Below are 14,792 nucleotides of genomic sequence, written 5' to 3'. Positions count from 1 at the left end.
CTTCACCTCAAATAGACAAGCATAAAAAAAACGCCGCCCCTCGCAAGAAGGGCGGCGTTTTTAGTCGGGCGTTTTAAGCTTTAGGCTTGAACGACCGGGATGTTGGCATTTGCAGCCGCTTCACGGAACTCGGCGATCTGGTCGAAGCTCAGGTAGCGGTACACGTCCGCTGCCATGCTGTCGATCTTGCCGGCGTATTCCATGTACTCCTCGACGGTCGGCAAGCGACCCAGGATCGAAGCCACGGACGCCAGTTCGGCCGAAGCCAGGTAGACGTTCGCGCCGTCACCCAGACGGTTCGGGAAGTTACGGGTCGAAGTCGACACCACGGTGGCGTTCGGCTCGACGCGTGCCTGGTTACCCATGCACAGCGAGCAGCCTGGCATTTCCATCCGTGCACCGGCCTTGCCGTAGATGCCGTAGTAGCCTTCTTCGGTGAGCTGGTGTGCGTCCATCTTGGTCGGCGGCGACAGCCACAGGCGAGTTGGCAGTTGGCCCTTGACCTGCTCCAGCAGTTTACCGGCAGCGCGGAAGTGACCGATGTTGGTCATGCACGAACCGATGAACACTTCGTCGATCTTCTCGCCAGCAACGCTGGACAGCAGACGGGCGTCGTCCGGATCGTTCGGTGCGCAGAGCACAGGCTCGCTGATGTCGGCCAGGTCGATTTCGATGACTTCGGCGTATTCGGCGTCGGCATCGGCTTCCATCAGTTGCGGGTTGGCGATCCAGGCTTCCATCGCTTGAGCGCGACGTTCCAGGGTACGTGCATCGCCGTAGCCTTCGCCGATCATCCAGCGCAGCAGGGTGACGTTGGATTGCAGGTACTCGGTGATCGACTCTTTCGACAGCTTGATGGTGCAACCGGCAGCCGAACGTTCGGCCGAGGCGTCGGACAATTCGAAAGCCTGTTCCAGGGTCAAGCCTTCCAGGCCTTCGATTTCCAGGATGCGGCCGGAGAAGGCGTTTTTCTTGCCTTTCTTCTCGACGGTCAACAGACCGTTCTGGATGGCGAAGTACGGAATGGCATGAACCAGGTCACGCAGGGTGATGCCAGGTTTCATTTTGCCCTTGAAGCGCACCAGGATCGATTCTGGCATGTCCAACGGCATGACGCCGGTGGCAGCGGCGAACGCGACCAGGCCGGAACCGGCTGGGAACGAGATGCCCATCGGGAAACGGGTGTGCGAGTCGCCACCGGTACCCACGGTGTCTGGCAGCAGCATGCGGTTCAGCCACGAGTGGATGATGCCGTCGCCCGGACGCAGGGAAACGCCGCCGCGGGTCATGATGAAGTCAGGCAGGGTGTGGTGGGTGGTGACGTCGATCGGCTTCGGATAGGCTGCGGTGTGGCAGAAGGACTGCATCACCAGGTCAGCCGAGAAGCCCAGGCACGCCAGGTCTTTGAGTTCGTCACGGGTCATGGGACCAGTGGTGTCCTGGGAACCCACGGTGGTCATTTTCGGTTCGCAGTAGGTACCAGGACGTACGCCTTGGCCTTCTGCCAGACCGCAAGCCTTGCCGACCATCTTCTGCGCCAGGGTGAAACCCTTGGTGCTTTCGACTGGGGCTTCAGGCTTCTTGAACAGGTCGAACGCTGGCAGACCCAGCTCAGCGCGAGCCTTCTCGGTCAGGCCACGGCCAATGATCAGCGGAATACGACCGCCGGCACGGACTTCGTCCAACAGCACAGGGGTCTTCATTTCGAAAGTGGTGATGACTTCGTCGGTACCGTGCTTGCAGACTTTGCCGGCATGCGGGTACAGGTCGATCACGTCGCCCATGTTCATGTTCGAAACGTCGAACTCGATTGGCAGTGCGCCGGCATCTTCCATGGTGTTGTAGAAGATCGGAGCGATTTTGCTGCCGAAGCAGAAACCGCCAGCACGCTTGTTCGGCACATAAGGAATGTCGTCGCCGAAGAACCACAGCACCGAGTTGGTCGCCGATTTACGCGAGGAACCGGTACCGACCACGTCGCCGACGTAGGCGATCGGGAAGCCCTGGCCGCGCATTTCTTCGATCTGCTTCATCGGGCCGGTCTTGCCTTGCTCGTCCGGAACGATGCCGTCACGGGCCATTTTCAGCATGGCCAGGGCGTGCAGCGGGATGTCAGGACGCGACCAGGCGTCTGGGGCAGGGGACAGGTCGTCGGTGTTGGTTTCGCCGGTGACCTTGAACACGCGCAGGCTGATCTTGTCGGCCAGCACCGGACGCTTCTTGAACCACTCGCCGTCAGCCCAGGATTGCAGCACGCCTTTGGCGTGAGCGTTGCCGTTCTTGGCTTTTTCAGCCACGTCGTGGAAGGCATCGAACATCAGCAGGGTGTGCTTGAGTTCTTCGGCGGCTACCGGCGCCAGCTCGGCGTCGTCCAGCAGATCCACCAGGGTCACGATGTTATAGCCGCCCTGCATGGTGCCGAGCAGTTCAACGGCACGCTTCTTGTCCAGCAGAGGGGATTGGACCTGGCCCTTGGCCAGGGCGGACAGGAAGCCGGCCTTGACGTAGGCAGCCTCGTCGACTCCAGGCGGAACACGATTGGTGATCAGGTCAACGAGGAAAGCTTCTTCGCCAGCCGGAGGATTTTTCAGCAGCTCGATCAGGCCTGCGGTTTGTTCGGCGTTAAGCGGCTGGGGAACGATACCCAGGGCTGCGCGCTCTTCGATATGTTTGCGGTAGGCTTCAAGCACAGTTATTACCCTCATCAGTGGTCCCAAATGGGTGTCCGGGACGCTCATCCAGGAACCCACGGTACTCATGCGCGTCGGCGGCTTTTTGAGCTACCACGCCAGAGTTTCCGCACGTTCCTCACAGAAGCTGCTTTCAAAGTTTTACGCCTGCAGAACGGGGAGCTGATGAGGGTTGGCGTTGGGCTTTCCCCGCTGGAAAGACCCTTCGCCAACACCGCTCTGAAGGAACGACTGTGCTCGTGACGCTTTGAAAACAGCTTCTAACGGACATTGGCGCCTTAAAAGGCTGGCTGATTCTACGGGAAAAAAAAATTAAAGGTAAGTTGGGCCTGGAAGTTTGAGGGGTGATCAATCTTAGACAAAGGGCTAACATGCCGGCCTGTCCTGCTTTTGCGTGTGCGTTTCCTTATGCCCAACCAGCTCATCAAGACCCCCTGCGTCGGCCTTTGTTCCACTGTCTACGGTGACCTGGTGTGCCGTGGCTGCAAGCGGTTCCACCATGAAGTGATTCACTGGAACGGTTACAACGAGGATGAAAAGCGCGCGGTGTGGATGCGGCTCGAGCAGCTGTTGGTGCAGGTGATGGTGGCCAAGTTGGAGGTTTTCGACCCGGGGTTGCTGCGCCAGCAACTGGAGTCGCGCAAGATCCGCTTTGTGCCGCACCAGTCGGAATATTGCTGGGCCTATCAGTTGATCGCCCGGGGGGCGCGGGTGATCAACAACCTGGAAGCCTACGGCATGGTGCTGATGCCGGAGTTTCGCGACTGGGAACTGCCGGACCTGCGCGATGCCATTGATCGGGAGTTTTTCCTTCTGTCCGAAGCCCATTACCAGCGCTATATCGCACCGGGGTTCCTGAAGGATGCGATTGGCGGCTGAAAAGATCGCAGCCTTCGGCAGCGCCTACAAGGATCGCGCCATACCTAGGCACTGGCGAAGTCTACGGTATTTTTTGATATTCAATCCTTGACCGCCAACTCCACCAGGTGGTCCTCGACCTCCTGTGGCTTGAGCACCAGCACATCGCTTTCCAGCGTATCGAGCACAGCTTCGGCGGTGTTGCCGATCAGGACCCCAGACAACCCCGAGCGGGCCACGGTGCCGATCACCGTCACCGCCGCCTGTAGCCTGTGCGCCGTGTACGGAATCAAGACGTCCGCCGGGCCTTCTTCTATATGCAAGTGCTGATCATCGATGTCGAATTCGGCCTGGAACGCCCGGCATTGTTCGCGGTAACGGGCTTCGATGGTTTCTTTGAGCTGGAACGTCGGGTCGGCGGACGAGAGCATCGGCGAGGGGTGGGCGGCGATCACATGCAGGTGCGCCTTGGCGAGGAGGGCGATGTCATAGCCATGATCGATGATGGTGGCGTGCAGGTGGCGATGCTCGCCGTCGGCATTGCCAACGTCGACGGCGGCCAGGATCACTTTGTCTTTCCAGGCCCCGGCAGTTTTCACCAGCAACACCGGGGTCGGGCAATGGCGTAGCAGCTTCCAGTCCGCCGGGGTCAGCAGGGCTTTTTTCAGCGGGTTATCGGGGAAGTGCTGCTTGATCACTAGCCCACAACCTTCAGCCTGCTGTACGTCGATGATGGTTTCGTGGAGACTTTCGTTCCAGGCCTGCTCGGTGGTGACGCTGTAGCCGTCAGCCAGCAGTGCGGTCTTGAGCACGCTGAGTAGGCCGGTATGGTCATGCTTTTTGTCGCATACCAGCAGGTGCAGGTGGGCCTGGGTCGCTCCGGCGATCAGTTTGGCGCGCTTGAGCGCCAGGCTTTCCGAATGTTCGGGCTCAATGACCACCAGGATGCTGCGAATGGCTTGCATGATCGGCGTTCTCCTGCAATGAAAAGGCTGGCGTTGTTCAACTATAGTTGTTGTGGGGCAGTCTAGTCGCTGTGGGTGAGTCGTCGACTTGATGCATATCAACGGCGGTGGCTGGTGGTCTGGGGGCAGGCCGGTATAATCGGCGCCCTTCGCTCGACTACCTTTTCCCGTGAGCCCCATGAATCTTCCCGAAATTCACGAATTCCTTGGTTGCCGCACCCCCGATGCCTGGGTCCAGGCCGCGTTGGCTGACCAGGAAACGTTGCTGATCGACCATAAGAACTGCGAATTCAAGGCGGCCAGCACGGCCCTGAGCCTGATCGCCAAATACCATTCCCACGTCGACCTGATCAATCTGATGTCGCGCCTGGCCCGGGAAGAGCTGGTGCATCACGAGCAGGTCATGCGCTTGATGAAAAAGCGCAAGATCGGTTTGCGCCAGCTCTCCGCCGGGCGTTATGCCTCGGGGTTGCGCAAGGTGGTACGCAGTCACGAACCGGTCAAGCTGGTGGATACCCTGGTGGTTGGCGCCTTCATCGAGGCCCGCAGCTGCGAGCGTTTCGAGGCCTTGGTGCCACATCTGGATGATGAGCTGGGCAGGTTCTATTTCGGTTTGCTGAAAAGCGAAGCCCGGCATTTCCAGGGCTACCTGAAGCTGGCTTATCAGTACGGCGACGCCAAGGACATTGTCCAGGTCATCGACAAGGTCCGTGACGCCGAGCGGGAGCTGATCGAATCACCGGATGTGGAGTTTCGGTTCCACAGTGGTGTGCCAACGACATTGGGTTGTTTGGCCTGACGCCATCGTCGGAACGCCGCCCGGAGCAGGCTCGCTCCCACATTTGATTTTCAGTGAACACGAGTAAATGTGTACATAGGAAATCCCTTGTGGGAGCGAGCCTGCTCGCGATAGGGCCTTTTGCAGCGCCGCCTCCTAAACGGACAGCCCCAGTCGTTCATGCCACTGGGCAATGGATTCCTCGGGATAGACTTCGAACTGCTGATCGCCCTTATGCGCCTCGACTTCCACCCACGGCGCCTTGGAGCCGAGCATCAAGTGGGTGTGCTGCGGCGGAACCGGCAGCGGTGTATCGATGGCCGAGGCAAAAGGGTGAATCAGGTCCGGCCATTCGGGGCTGAACAGCCATAGTCCTGAACCGCACAAGGAACAGAAATGCCGTTCGGCACTGCTGCGGTGGGAGCGTTGATCGCTTTCGTCCTTAAGCCGCGCATGATAGATCGAGATGTGCTTGCGACCGCGCACCTTCAGGCTCTGGGCATCGCCCCCCAGGTTGATCGCAAAACCGCCGCCGCCCTGGGTCTTGCGGCAGATCGAGCAGTAGCAGCGCTGATAAGGGTAGGGGTGAGCACTGTCGAGGGTGAACGACACCGCGCCGCAGTGGCAGGATCCTTCTAGCTGCATGGGAACCTCCAGTGGGATTGGAAATGACTCAGTACAGCCTAGACAGTCTGCGTCTTGACAGTTGAACTGAGGGTGACCATGTTCGCGAAGGCGTTGGGACAGCTTCCATCACTTGGGCATCCGCCACAAATACCACGCCGCCACCGTCCGATAAGGGCTCCAGGCCAGGCCGATCTCAGCCATCTGCTTGCGGCTGGGCTGTTGCGCCAAGCCTTTGAGTCGTCGATAACCTTCGCGTACGCCAAAGTCATCGGCTGGGAGGATGTCCGGTCGCTCCAGGCTGTAGATCAGCAGCATCTCCACGGTCCAGCGCCCGACGCCACGCAAGCTGATCAGGCGTTCGATCAACACTTCGTCGTCCATGGCCCACGCGGTGGTGTAATCCGGCACGATTCCATCCAGCGTCGCCTGGGCGATGCCCTGGATGGTCGCGATCTTGCTGGCGGAAAACCCACAACCGCGCAACTGCGCAACGTCTGTTGCCAGAATTTGCCCGGGCCTGGGGAATGTCTGTGTCGGGAACAACGCCAGCAGTCGACCGAGAATTGCATCGCCGGCCTTGGCGTGCAGTTGCTGATAGGCAATTGCCCGTACCAGGGCTTCATAGGGATCGCGGGCCGGCTTGGGTTGCAGCAGGCATGGGCCGATCATCTCGACGTGACGTTGCCAGTCTTCGTCGAGACTTGCCAGCAAGGCACTGGCGTCGTGGTAGGGCGCAGGCATCGGGTATTCGCTCTCCCGGGCGCTCAAAACGCCAGGGGCAGCGAAACCTGCACCGCAGCTTTTTCCAGGCGCAGCAGAAACGCCTTGCGCGGCTGTCCGCCACCATAGCCGGTCAACGAGCCATCCGCGCCGATCACTCGGTGGCAGGGAATGACGATGGCCAAGCGATTCTGCCCGTTGGCCAGGCCCACGGCGCGGCTGGCGCCAGGGCTGCCCAGGGCCGTGGCAATGCCGCCGTAGCTGCGGGTTTCGCCGTAGGGAATCTTTTGCAGTTCAGCCCAGACCCGTACGGCGAAGGCGCTGCCGGGCATGTGCAACGGGACGTTGAACGCTGTCAGCTTGCCGGCGAAATACTCGGCCAGTTCGCTTTCGATCTGTTGCAAATGAGCGTTGTGCCCCGGCGCAACCGTGTAGCCGTAGCGTTGCTGCAGCTCTTCCAGCTCCTTGGTCAGGGCCGGGCGATCGAGGAATTCCAGCAGCACCAGGCCTCGTCGTTCGGCCATGGCCAGCATGGGCCCCAGCGGTGTGGTCAGGCGGGTGAACAACAAAGGTTCGCTGAGGGCTGCACGGCCCGGGGTGATGTGGAAGGATTTCACGAACGCGTCACGAAAACCGCTCAATGACTCATAACCGGAGTCGAACGCGGCATTGTCGATGGAGCTGCCGTCCTTGATGCCGCCCAAGGCAATGCCCAGGCGGCGGCTGCGCAGGTAGGCGTGAAAGGTCATGCCGAAATGTTGCTTGAACCAGCGGCGCAGTTTCAGCGGCTCGATGCCTTGCTCCAATAGCAGGGCGTCGGTCCAGCGCAGGTCGGGTTCGGTGTCGACGGCCTTGAGCAGGGTCTGGATCCAGTCGGGTGCGATGGCGGCAGCGTCCAGTGGCTTGCAGCGCAGGCAGGCCCGGTAGCCGGCCGACATGGCTTCGTCGGCATGGGCGAAGAACTCCACGTTCTCCGGCTTCGGCTTGCGCGCGGTGCAACTGGGGCGACAGAAAATACCGGTGGTCTTGACCGCCGTGAAGAACACCCCCTCGTAGGCGGTGTCTCGTTCGAGCATGGCGCGGACCATCTCGGCATGGGGCGGGAGCAGCGAGTCGTGTAGGTTCATGGGCCTGAGCATAGAACCGTGCCCGGAACGACTCCACCGAAAAATCGACAGTGAATTTTCCGTTCACTTGGTCGGATGCTCACGAACAAAAGCGGAACCTTTGAGTCTTATCACCTGAAGGGAAGCCGCGACGCCTGTTCATGGCGTCGCGGCTTCTTTGTTTGTCTGTTCGAGGTGTTCAATACTTCCAGAACACCGGCGTGAACAGCACCAGCACGGTCAGGATTTCCAGCCGACCCAGCAGCATGCCAATGGTCAGCAGCCATTTGGCCGAATCTGGCAACGTCGAGAAGTTACCCGCCGGGCCGATGATATCCCCCAGTCCAGGGCCCACGTTGCATACTGCTGTGGCCGCACCGGACAGTGCTGTGGTCCAGTCCAGGCCGACCAGCGCCAACCCCAATGCAATGACGCCAATGGTCACCGCGAAAAAAAACGAAAAGGTCAGCAGTGAGCGGGCGATTTCTTCATCGATAGGATGGTTGTTGTATTTCTTTTGAGTCACCGCGCGAGGATGGATGAGCTGTTTCAAGCTGCCCATCAGAAGCGCATTGGCCACCTGGAATCGAAAGATCTTCAGGCCTCCGGAGGTGGATCCGGAACAGCCGCCGACGAAGGTCAGGTAAAAGAACAGCAAAACCGCAAAGCTTCCCCACAACGTGTAGTCCCCGAGCGCCACACCCGTGGTCGTGACCACCGAGGTGACGTTGACGGCTACGGTCCGTACCGCATCGAGCCAGGTGAAGTCACTGTTGAGGCTCAGCCAGGTGCCTGCCGCGAGCCAGACGAAGACCAGAAAAGCGATGAACCCCTGAACCTGGTGATCCTTGATCAGAGCGCGCCTGTTGCCGCGCAACGTGGAAACATACAGCGCAAAGGGCATCCCGCCGAAAATCATGATGACCACGGCGACCCAATGAATGGCCGGTTGTGTCCAGTGAGCCAAAGAGGCATCGGAGGTAGAGAAGCCGCCCGTGGAGATCAGCGTCATGGCGTGATTGATGGCCTCGAACGGCGTCATCCCGGCCAACCACAATGCCGCGGTGGAAAGGGCGGTCAGCCCCAAGTAGATCGACAATATGTATTTTGCCGCGACGTGCGAGCGCGGCGTGACTTTATCCGACCAGTCCGACGATTCGGTCTGGAACAGCCGCATGCCGCCGACCCGCAACAGCGGCAAGATCGCCACGGCCATGCCGATAAAGCCGATCCCGCCCAGCCATTGAAGCATCGAACGCCAGATGAGCAGGCCAGGCGATGCGGTATCGAGGCCGCTGAAAATGGTCGAGCCGGTGGTGGTGATGCCGGACATCGTTTCAAAAAAAGCGTCGGTGTAACTGATGTGTCGGATAAACACCATGGGCAGCGCGGCGAAAGCGCATACGAACACCCAACTTGCGGTCGTCAGCAGGTACATGTCTCTGGGGCGCATCTGGGCGTGTGCCGGTCTTCCACGGGCGACCAATGCAACGCCACAGACGAAAGTGATCAGGCTCGACCAGAGAAACGCCGACAAATCATCGTTGCGCTCGTACAGCATCAGCGTGAGCAGCGGAATCGCCATGCTGACCGCCAGGGTAATCAGGAAAATGCCGAGGATAAAACCGATGAGACGCAGAACCGCAATGGACATGAGAAACGCCTGATTCAATAAGCCCCACAGTATCGATTGGGGGCAATCGCCTACCGCGTAAAGTTTGCGTAAAAAAAGTGAGCGGTCACGCTAGACGACAAGGCAGTTTTCTTCAATACCGCCAGCGCCGGCCCCATTATTTTGGAGGCCCTTTCCTGAAACGAAGAAGATATGTAATGAGCTTGATACTTTCCATGGCCATTTTTGCTTTGGTGGCTTCCATTACACCCGGCCCGGTCAATATCGTCGCCCTCAGCTCCGGGGCGCGGTACGGTTTTCGTGCGACGTTGCGCCATGTGGGCGGTGCAACCTTGGGGTTTGTCTTGCTGCTGGTGCTGATGGGGCTGGGGTTGCATGAAATGTTGCAACGCTGGCCTGGCCTCACACGGGTGGTGCAACTGGGCGGCGTGGCGTTTCTGTTGTTCATGGCCTGGAAGCTGGCGATGGATAACGGGCACCTGGGCGGCGAGAGCGAAGGGCGGGCGCCGTCGATGTTTTATGGCGCGCTGATGCAATGGCTCAACCCCAAGGCCTGGCTGGCCTGCGTGGCGGGGATGGGTGCATTCGTGGCCGATGGCGAGGCGCGGCTGGTGTGGCAGTTTGCGGCGGTCTACCTAGTGATCTGCTACGTTTCGGTGGGCTGCTGGGCCTACGCCGGGAGTTTTCTACGCAACTGGCTGGGTAATCCGGCGACCATGCGCCTGTTCAATCGGGCGATGGCGGTGTTGTTGGTGGCCAGTGCGGTGTATCTGCTGTTGCCTTGAGTCAATACGTTTAGCTGTTGGGTATAGGGACTGTGTAGGAGCTATGCAGGAGCTGTCGAGTGCAACGAGGCTGCGATCTCTCCCCAGGCAATTGAATCTCAAGCGAAAGATCAAAAGATCAAAAGATCAAAAGATCGCAGGCTTCGCCAGCTCCTACAGCGCCCGGCGGGAGCAAGTTCAACCGCGATACTGCCCGGGCGTAGCCGCCAGGTGTTGCTTGAAGGCACGCTGGAAATGCGCCTGGTCGGCAAACCCGCTGTCCAGCGCTACGTCGGCGATCAGCTTGCCTTCGCGCAATTGGCGCCGGGCAAACTGGATCCGGCGGTTGACCAGGAAAGCGTGGGGCGTCATCCCGTAATGGCGCTTGAAGGCTCGGCTCAGGTAGGACGGCGACAGCTGCGCGGCGGTGCAGATGTCTTCCAGCTTCAAGGCTTCGCTGCAATGGTCGTGGATAAACTGTGCCGCACGCATCAGGCCTGGATGGCTGCCCCGGTCCGGGCGACCGGCAGGGTTAAGCCGTTGTTGCAGGTCAATGAAAAATGCCTCGGCGGCGGCGTGCTTGGCGCCAGGCTCGAGTCGCTCGTCCACCAGTTGCTCATACAGCCGTCCCAATGCAGCAAACAGCTCCACGTCGCGGCTGTGCGTGGTGGCGAAGCCCTGGAAATCCAGGCTTTCGTCAAAGCCGATACGGCGCTGCAAGTCCCTGAGCCATTGGGTGTCGACGTACAACATCACGTAGGACCACGGCTGGTCGTCGATCGGGTTGCAGGCGTGGACGTCGCCCGGGTTCATCAGCACCACGGTGCCGCTTTCCACTTGCAAATTCGATCGTTCGTGAAGGTAGGTGCTGCGCCCGGCGGTGATCGCACCGATGGAAAAGTGGTCATGGGAGTGGCGCGAATAGCAGACCTTGCGCCCATCGCCGATGGCCCGTGCTTCGATGAAGGGCAGGGCCTCGTCGCGCCAGAAGCGTGGGGCGTCGTCATGGGGGGCGTGCTTCATCGGTCAGCGTCCTCGTCTTGAACCTGAGTGGCAGTGTATTAGGCCTGACCGGCAAATGCCCGTCGGATTTAGCCCGTTCGGTTTAAAGGGCCGGGGTCCTGGGCTAGACTTCATGAAGTCCCGCCAATGGAGTTCCCGATGCTCGCGCCACGCAAACCGGACGACGAAGCTGCTCGCCTCAAGAATCTGCACTCGCTCAAGCTGCTTGATACCGCGCCCGAAGAACGGTTTGACCGCCTGACCCGCCTTGCCCGACGCCTGTTTGACGTGCCCATCGCGCTGGTGTCGTTGGTGGACGCCAACCGGCAGTGGTTCAAGTCCAGCGCCGGCCTGGACGCCAGGGAAACCCCACGGGAGGTTTCCTTCTGTGGGCATGCGATTTTGCATGATCAAATTCTGGAGATCTACGACGCGGAACAGGACGAGCGTTTTCACGACAACCCACTGGTCACGGACGCGCCTGGCATTCGCTTCTACGCGGGGCAGCCACTGGGGTTGGAGGACGGCTGCATGCTCGGCACGTTGTGCCTGCTCGATACCCGGCCGCGCAAGCTCAATGACGAGGAGCGCGAACTGTTGCGCGACTTGGCACGCATGGCCGAGCAGGAAATGGTCGCGGTGCAGATGGCGAGCATGGACGAGCTGACGCTGCTATCCAATCGGCGTGGATTCAGGACGTTGGCCCAGCATGCGTTGAATGTGTGTGATCGCTTGTCGCGACCGGCGACGTTGCTGTTCTTCGATCTCAACGACTTCAAACCGATCAACGACCGTTACGGACACGCCGAGGGCGACAGCGCACTGAAAACCTTCGCCGATGTGCTGCGTATCGCCTTTCGCGAAAGTGATGTGATCGGCCGCCTGGGCGGTGACGAATTCGTGGCCTTGCTCACCGGTTCTTCCCATGTCGAGACAGCGGCAATCATGGTGCGGCTCAAGGAAATCCTCGATGAGCGAAATGCGATGTTGCAGCGCGGCTATGACATTCGTTTCAGCGTTGGCCAGATCGAGTACGACCCCCAGCGTCATCAGTCGATCGACAACCTGCTGGCTGACGCCGATGCGGCGATGTATGAGCAGAAGCAGGCGCTGCGCAGCTAGCACAGACTGCCACAGGGTATTACGGCGTAATCAGATAATCGGCAATAAAAAACGCCGCTTGGCCTTTCCAGGGCAAGCGGCGTTTTTGCTGCAACGTGAAGATTACTCTTCGATGTTGCCCATGGCGGTGGTGTTGAAGCCGCCGTCCACGTACATGATTTCACCGCTGATGCCCGATGCCAGGTCCGAGCACAGGAAGGCGCCGGCGTTGCCGACTTCTTCGATGGTGACGTTGCGACGCAGCGGCGTTTGCGCTTCGTTGGCGGCCAGCATCTTGCGGAAGTTCTTGATGCCGGAAGCGGCCAGGGTGCGGATGGGGCCGGCCGATACGCAGTTGACGCGGGTGCCGTCCGGGCCTAGGGAGCCGGCCAGGTAACGGACGCCCGCTTCCAGGGAAGCCTTGGCCATGCCCATGACGTTGTAGTTCGGCATGGTGCGCTCGGCGCCCAGGTACGACAGGGTCAGCAGGCTGCCGTTGCGGCCTTTCATCATTTCGCGACCGGCCTTGGCCAGGGCCACGAAGCTGTAGGCGCTGATATCGTGGGCAATGCGGAAGCCTTCACGCGTGGTGGCTTCGGTGAAGTCGCCGTCCAGTTGGTCGCCCGGGGCGAAGCCCACGGAGTGCACGATGCAGTCCAGGCCGTCCCACTTCTTGCTCAGTTCTTCGAAAACCTTGGCGATTTCTTCATCGCTGGCCACGTCGCACGGGAAGCACAGCTCAGGGCTCGAACCCCAGCCTTGTGCGAACTCTTCGACACGACCCTTGAGTTTGTCGTTCTGATAAGTGAAGGCAAGCTCAGCGCCCTCGCGATGCATGGCGGCGGCGATGCCGGATGCGATGGACAGCTTGCTGGCGACACCGACGATCAGTACGCGCTTACCGGCGAGAAAACCCATGTGTTGCTCCTCTTTCAGGTTATTCGGCAGTTGTTGGGGCCAGGAAGGCGGCCTCCAGCAACTGCTGTGTATAGGGGTGCTGCGGCGCGGCGAATATGCTGCGGGCATCACCTTGTTCGACCACTTGGCCATGCTTGACCACCATCAACTGGTGGCTCAGCGCTTTGACGACAGCCAGGTCATGGCTGATAAACAGGTACGTCAGGTTGTACTTGGTTTGCAACGACCGCAACAGCTCCACCACTTGGCGTTGCACGGTGCGGTCCAGGGCCGACGTTGGTTCATCCAGCAGAATCAACGCCGGCTTGAGCACCAGGGCCCGGGCAATGGCGATACGCTGCCGTTGCCCTCCGGAAAATTCATGGGGGTAGCGGTTCCGGGTTTCCGGGTCCAGGCCTACCTCCGTCAATGCCGCGATTATCGCTTGTTCCTGTTCGGCTTCGGTGCCGATCTTGTGGATCCGCAGGCCTTCGCCGACGATCTGGCTTACACACATCCGTGGGCTCAGGCTGCCAAACGGGTCCTGAAACACCACTTGCATCTCCCGGCGTAGCGGCCGGACCTGTTGCTGCGTCAGGCTGTCGAGCTGCTTGCCTTTGAAGCGGATCGCGCCCTGGCTGCCGATCAACCGCAGGATTGCCAGCCCCAGGGTGGATTTGCCGGAACCGCTTTCGCCGACGATGCCCAGGGTCTGGCCCTGGGGCAGGCTGAAGCGGATACCGTCCACGGCCTTGATGTAGTCTACCGTGCGTTTGAACAGGCCTTTCTTGATCGGGAACCAGACTTTCAGGTCCTCGACCTGCAACAGCGGCGGGCCGACGACGTTGCTCGCCGGGGTGCCGCTGGGTTCGGCGCCCAACAGTTCCCGAGTGTACGGATGCTGCGGTGCGCGGAACAACTCTTCGCACGATGCCTGTTCGACGATGCAACCGCGCTGCATGACACATACGCGATGCGCAATTCTTCGCACCAGGTTCAAATCGTGGCTGATCAGCAGCAGCGACATGCCCAATCGCGCCTGCAATTGCTTGAGCAATTGGAGGATTTTCAGCTGGACCGTGACGTCCAGCGCGGTGGTCGGCTCGTCGGCGATCAGCAGTTCCGGCTCGTTGGCCAGGGCCATGGCGATCATTACCCGCTGGCGCTGGCCGCCGGACAGCTCGTGGGGCAGGGCCTTGAGGCGTTTGTGGGGCTCGGGAATGCCGACCAGCTCCAGCAACTCAAGGGTCCGGCGGGTCGCGACCTTGCCACTCAGGCCCTTGTGGAGGCCGAGCACTTCATTGATCTGTTTTTCAATGGAGTGCAGGGGGTTGAGGGACGTCATTGGTTCCTGGAAGATCATCGCGATCCGGTTGCCGCGGATATGACGGATGGTTTTTTCCTTCAATCCCAGCAAATTCTGGCCGGCGTACTGGACGGTCCCAGTGGGGTGATGAGCCAGGGGGTAGGGCAGCAAGCGCAGGATCGAATGGGCGGTGACTGATTTGCCCGAGCCGCTCTCGCCCACCAGGGCCAGGGTTTCGCCGCGCTGGATATTGAAGCTGACGCCCTCGACTACGCGCTGGCGGCGTTCGCCGACAATGAACTCCACCGCCAGGTCGCGCACTTCGATCAGATTGTCCTGGTTCAT

General features: G+C 60.2%; 13 protein-coding genes. 4 read left to right on the top strand and 9 right to left on the bottom strand.

The window, feature by feature from the left end; translation table 11 throughout:
- Nucleotides 1–80: 80 nt before the first annotated feature.
- Nucleotides 81–2,690 carry a bifunctional aconitate hydratase 2/2-methylisocitrate dehydratase gene (gene acnB, locus AACY31_RS20505; protein ID WP_339478902.1) on the bottom strand — a complete coding sequence of 870 codons (2,610 nt, stop codon included), beginning with the start codon at nt 2,688–2,690 and terminating at the stop codon, nt 81–83.
- A 408-nt stretch (nt 2,691–3,098) separates the two neighbouring features.
- Between acnB and AACY31_RS20500 the strand changes: the two genes are divergently transcribed.
- Nucleotides 3,099–3,569 (top strand): DUF1289 domain-containing protein, encoded by a 471-nt coding sequence (locus AACY31_RS20500; RefSeq protein WP_092165341.1) that lies wholly within the window; start codon nt 3,099–3,101, stop codon nt 3,567–3,569.
- A gap of 80 nt (nt 3,570–3,649) precedes the next feature.
- Here the strand turns inward: AACY31_RS20500 and AACY31_RS20495 are convergent, their stop codons facing one another.
- Nucleotides 3,650–4,513, bottom strand: coding sequence for a universal stress protein (locus AACY31_RS20495; RefSeq protein ID WP_339478830.1), 864 nt, complete (start codon nt 4,511–4,513; stop codon nt 3,650–3,652).
- A 178-nt stretch (nt 4,514–4,691) separates the two neighbouring features.
- On the opposite strand from AACY31_RS20495, the gene AACY31_RS20490 reads away from it, so the two are divergent.
- Nucleotides 4,692–5,312, top strand: a complete 621-nt coding sequence (locus AACY31_RS20490) for a tRNA-(ms[2]io[6]A)-hydroxylase (RefSeq protein WP_339478832.1) — start codon at nt 4,692–4,694, stop codon at nt 5,310–5,312.
- Between the two features lie 135 nt (nt 5,313–5,447).
- On the opposite strand, the gene AACY31_RS20485 is transcribed toward AACY31_RS20490, so the two are convergent.
- The 4 genes from AACY31_RS20485 to AACY31_RS20470 all read right to left on the bottom strand — a co-directional run bounded on the left by AACY31_RS20485 (nt 5,448) and on the right by AACY31_RS20470 (nt 9,398).
- On the bottom strand, nt 5,448–5,936 hold the full coding sequence (locus AACY31_RS20485; protein ID WP_339478834.1) for a GFA family protein: 489 nt from the start codon (nt 5,934–5,936) through the stop codon (nt 5,448–5,450).
- Nucleotides 5,937–6,044: 108 nt separating this feature from the next.
- Nucleotides 6,045–6,659: a DNA-3-methyladenine glycosylase family protein gene (locus AACY31_RS20480; RefSeq protein WP_339478836.1), complete on the bottom strand. Its 615-nt coding sequence runs from the start codon at nt 6,657–6,659 to the stop codon at nt 6,045–6,047.
- A gap of 23 nt (nt 6,660–6,682) precedes the next feature.
- Entirely contained in the window at nt 6,683–7,765 is a 1,083-nt protein-coding gene (locus AACY31_RS20475) for a bifunctional transcriptional activator/DNA repair enzyme AdaA (protein WP_339492159.1), read from the bottom strand.
- A gap of 178 nt (nt 7,766–7,943) precedes the next feature.
- Nucleotides 7,944–9,398, bottom strand: a complete 1,455-nt coding sequence (locus AACY31_RS20470; RefSeq protein WP_339478903.1) for a TrkH family potassium uptake protein — start codon at nt 9,396–9,398, stop codon at nt 7,944–7,946.
- Nucleotides 9,399–9,574: 176 nt separating this feature from the next.
- Between AACY31_RS20470 and AACY31_RS20465 the strand changes: the two genes are divergently transcribed.
- The gene (locus AACY31_RS20465) at nt 9,575–10,162 is read left to right on the top strand and encodes a LysE family translocator (RefSeq protein ID WP_339478840.1); all 588 of its coding nucleotides are present in this window, start codon (nt 9,575–9,577) and stop codon (nt 10,160–10,162) included.
- A gap of 177 nt (nt 10,163–10,339) precedes the next feature.
- Here the strand turns inward: AACY31_RS20465 and AACY31_RS20460 are convergent, their stop codons facing one another.
- On the bottom strand, nt 10,340–11,164 hold the full coding sequence (locus tag AACY31_RS20460) for a helix-turn-helix transcriptional regulator (RefSeq protein WP_339478842.1): 825 nt from the start codon (nt 11,162–11,164) through the stop codon (nt 10,340–10,342).
- A gap of 138 nt (nt 11,165–11,302) precedes the next feature.
- Here AACY31_RS20460 and AACY31_RS20455 point away from each other — a divergent pair, with 138 nt between their 5' ends.
- Nucleotides 11,303–12,265, top strand: coding sequence for a GGDEF domain-containing protein (locus tag AACY31_RS20455; protein ID WP_339478844.1), 963 nt, complete (start codon nt 11,303–11,305; stop codon nt 12,263–12,265).
- 102 nt (nt 12,266–12,367) lie between these two features.
- Here the strand turns inward: AACY31_RS20455 and fabI are convergent, their stop codons facing one another.
- Nucleotides 12,368–13,162 carry an enoyl-ACP reductase FabI gene (gene fabI / locus AACY31_RS20450; RefSeq protein WP_003202751.1) on the bottom strand — a complete coding sequence of 265 codons (795 nt, stop codon included), beginning with the start codon at nt 13,160–13,162 and terminating at the stop codon, nt 12,368–12,370.
- Nucleotides 13,163–13,181: 19 nt separating this feature from the next.
- Nucleotides 13,182–14,792, bottom strand: a complete 1,611-nt coding sequence (locus AACY31_RS20445; protein WP_339478846.1) for an ABC transporter ATP-binding protein — start codon at nt 14,790–14,792, stop codon at nt 13,182–13,184.

The organism is Pseudomonas sp. RL_105y_Pfl2_101, from assembly GCF_963970585.1.
Classification (GTDB): Bacteria; Pseudomonadota; Gammaproteobacteria; order Pseudomonadales; family Pseudomonadaceae; genus Aquipseudomonas.
Note: the sequence above shows the minus strand (reverse complement) of the source record. Positions and strands in the feature narration are given on the sequence as shown.